The sequence below is a fragment of the Klebsiella sp. JB_Kp042 genome, assembly GCF_040065275.1.
Classification (GTDB): domain Bacteria; phylum Pseudomonadota; class Gammaproteobacteria; order Enterobacterales; family Enterobacteriaceae; genus Klebsiella; species Klebsiella quasipneumoniae.
On sequence record NZ_JBEAJL010000059.1, the window covers coordinates 1 to 3297 of the forward strand.

At 49.0% G+C, this 3297-nt stretch carries 3 protein-coding genes and 1 pseudogene; 3 read left to right on the forward strand and 1 reads right to left on the reverse strand.

The window, feature by feature from the left end; genetic code table 11:
- The 3 genes from ABLV54_RS12980 to ABLV54_RS12990 all read left to right on the forward strand — a co-directional run.
- On the forward strand, positions 1-681 hold a 681-nt coding region (locus ABLV54_RS12980), incomplete at its 5' end, for a fimbrial protein (protein ID WP_348814174.1).
- Positions 682-691: 10 nt separating this feature from the next.
- Positions 692-1204: a fimbrial protein gene (locus tag ABLV54_RS12985; RefSeq protein WP_032452877.1), complete on the forward strand. Its 513-nt coding sequence runs from the start codon at positions 692-694 to the stop codon at positions 1202-1204.
- A 131-nt stretch (positions 1205-1335) separates the two neighbouring features.
- Complete coding sequence (locus ABLV54_RS12990) at positions 1336-1959, forward strand: LuxR family transcriptional regulator (RefSeq protein ID WP_072420177.1); 624 nt, start codon at positions 1336-1338, stop codon at positions 1957-1959.
- Positions 1960-2211: 252 nt separating this feature from the next.
- Here the strand turns inward: ABLV54_RS12990 and ABLV54_RS12995 are convergent.
- Positions 2212-3243 (reverse strand): annotated as a pseudogene (locus ABLV54_RS12995) (outer membrane protein transport protein); the annotation flags it as partial.
- Positions 3244-3297 lie beyond the last annotated feature (54 nt).

Here is a 3297-nt window from a genome sequence, read left to right on the forward strand (position 1 = left end):
CACAACCCGCTACGGGGGAGACTTACCCGAAATCTGATTTATTCAACAAAGCCCGCTTCAATGTCCAGTTGGTCTTCAAACCCAGGCGAGCTGGTTATTCATGATTATCAGCCGGTTATACAATTCTGGAAGATTGGTGATATTACATCTGGCTCAGTAACGGGGCAACTGGCATCGTTTGTCGCCTTTACGATGCAATATCTTGGCGGAGAACAAGCTCCTGAGATCCCCGTCAATGCGGGGGCCGGATCTATTACCCAGGTGGCATGCGCGGTGACAACGTCGAATATGGTATTTGAACTGGGGGACGTTTTGGTCAGCGAGTTTGGTACTGCGGTGGGATCAACCCCCGCTAATGCGCAGAAAACGCAGAATCTCATTCTGGACTGTGATGCCGGATCCAATATTAACGTCATGCTCTCCGGGGCACAAAATCCAGACGTCAGCGATAATACCGTGCTGGCGTTAACCGGTCAGGGAAGCGCAGGCGTCGCACAGGGGGTTGGCGTGCAGCTGGTTTATAACAATACCCCTCTCATCCTTGGCAATAATCTTGTTCTGAAGAGAACCAATGGCGGCCAGGAGATGTTTCCGTTAACCGCACGCTACTATCAGACCAATACAACGGTAACCACCGGCATCGCCAATGCCTCCGCAACGCTGAGTCTTACCTATCAATAAGGGCTGTTAAATGAAAATAAATAAACTCGTGTTGCTGATGGCATGCGCAATAGTATTGCCTGCGTTGTCGGCAGACAACGTCGATATCAAAGTCACAGGTCGTATTATCGCAGCGCCCTGCGTCTTTAACGGGGGTAGTGAAAATATGAATGTTGATCTTGGTAATATCCAGGCAACAAACATGTTCACCCCCGGGTCATCTTCCGATCCGGTTACCTTTAATCTCCTGTTTACCCGCTGTCCGCCGGGTACGCTAAGCGTGACAACCCGTTTTAGCGGAACGCCTGACCCGGAAGCGGGCATGAATTATTACCAAAACAGTGGCACGGCAACCCGTGTGGCCATTGCGATGTCTGATGCTACTACAGGTTTGCTGATGGGCAGCGGATCCAGCATCACGCAAAATATTGCCGCAGACAGAACGGCGACGATTCCGATGAGCGCCATGGTGACCTCAGTGGCGGGAAGGCCGACACCAGGTTCCATTCATGCCGTTGTCGTTTTGACAATGCAATACAACTGACGGGTCGCTGGCTATAGCGGGTCATAGGAACGTGAGTCGTCATCCCCTTCTGGAAGCTAACAGGGTAAAAAAGCTGCGTCTATTACTTCCCCAATGCAGCTGCGCTTAATAATTATGTTTCGGTATAGTAAATGGTTAACATTGTAATAAAAGAGTGGGATACCCTCTTCAGGCGTGGGCTGACCTTTTTTTTTAATGATTTCTTTTCTCAGCACAACACTAAAGTTAATTTCAGCTTTAACTTTACCTCAGAAAGCGTGAAGGTAGCGGACGTTATTGTGCTGGCATTATGCCCAGGAGAATGTTTTATTTGCCGCCCTGAGCTGCGGAGTCGAAAAAAAAGCATTGTGATTGGTATTGTTGATGATGACATGCGTGTCTCAGCGCTACCCTCTTGCTTTCAGGATATTATCTTTCTCTCTCGCCGACATTCCGTGACGCAGTTACGTACAGCAATGCATACCGCCTGGCACCGGCTGCATCAGACAAATTATCGGCACTCAACCGGGTCATGTTGTGATTGCCAGCTTACCAAACTGTCGCCACAGCAAATCCGCATCATGAGCTATTTAAATGAGGGGATGTCAGTCATGCAAATTGCCGAAGAACTGATGGTGAGTGAGAAAACGGTCTATACGCATAAATATATGGTGATGAGGAAATTTAACTTACATAGCGATTATGAGTTAATGCTCCTGCTCAATAAACTGACAATAAATAGCGACTGGCCCAAGGGCTTTATAAATGTAAATTAATGATAGCTGGCAAGTCACAGAAACAGACCGCCGGGCGTCTTCCCTGCGCCACTTACCATCGCCCCCGGGTCTCAAAAAAAGACCCGAGGGATCGTGGATAACCAGCGCTCAGGATATACAGGCGAATTAATCAAACTGATTCAGGATAAACGCCACACCCACCGTACAAAGGCGGTGATGTCCCTTTACGAGGGCACAAAAAATCATTTGTGCATCCCTCCCCGCGCATTGCACGGCAAAGACATCAGCCCATCAGAATTGATAACTATAGTTTACATTAGCAAACCATAAATATGGGTGGTTGTAGCTACCGCTATAGATAGCAGGCGACTGAACATGAGACGATTGCATATGTAAGTAGGAGACGGCGACGCCAATATTACTGTGCGGTGTAATCTGGTACTGGGCGCCTGTGGCAAAACGCCATTCATCACCCGTCGGTAAGGTGAGCGCTACGTTACTCTGCGAATCGTATACCGTGCTGTCAAAGGCAACACCAGCGTTGAGACGCCATTGTTCAGTAGGACGGTACTGCACGCCTAATGCCGTATGCCAGGAATCCTTCAGACGGTTATTTTTATCCAGTTCCTGCCCCACCACCGCAATTTGTGGGGCGCCAAACTGGCTCCAGTCCTGCCAACCGAGAGCGCCCATCACCGACCATTGTTTATTGATATCATGCACCAGGCTCAGCATAATTTGCTGAGGGGCGCGTACCTGCGCTGAGACAGGAAGCTCGTACTCAACGTTGGCTAAATTCGGCAAGCGCGCCTTACCATCAATATCAAAATCGTATTCTGTCTTACTCGTCCATGCTATACCAAGCCGGGTCTGTTCCGTCAGCTGCATCAGCAAGCCAAGACGATACCCTAACGCCCAGTCGTGATCCTTCTGCGTTTCATCAGTATTATCGACGTTACGTGTTAAAGACAGGAAGCCATAGTTGATGTTTACAGAGCCGCCCACAGACACTCTATCGCTTAATTTGTAAGCTATGGAAGGGCTGAGTGTCATCGCCACCATGGTGCTTTTCTTGATTAATCTGTCCCCGGCCCACTGACCAAAGTCAATCCCCAGGCCATAGTTGCCGTAAATGCCGAGGCCAGCATAGAGATCATCATTGATTTTTTGCGCATAGAATGCGCTGGCATTAGGGAAGAAGCGCATAATATCCCCAGGGCTCTTACGTCCGGCGTCATCGTTAAGTGAATAAGATATATCACCGTCCATCGCCTGAACTCCCCCGGTAAACATATGGTCAGGCAAACGAGTCATCCCGGCCGGAGCTTTGTTGAATAAATCGAACTTTTGCTGAGTTGAAGGATCAGATCACGCATC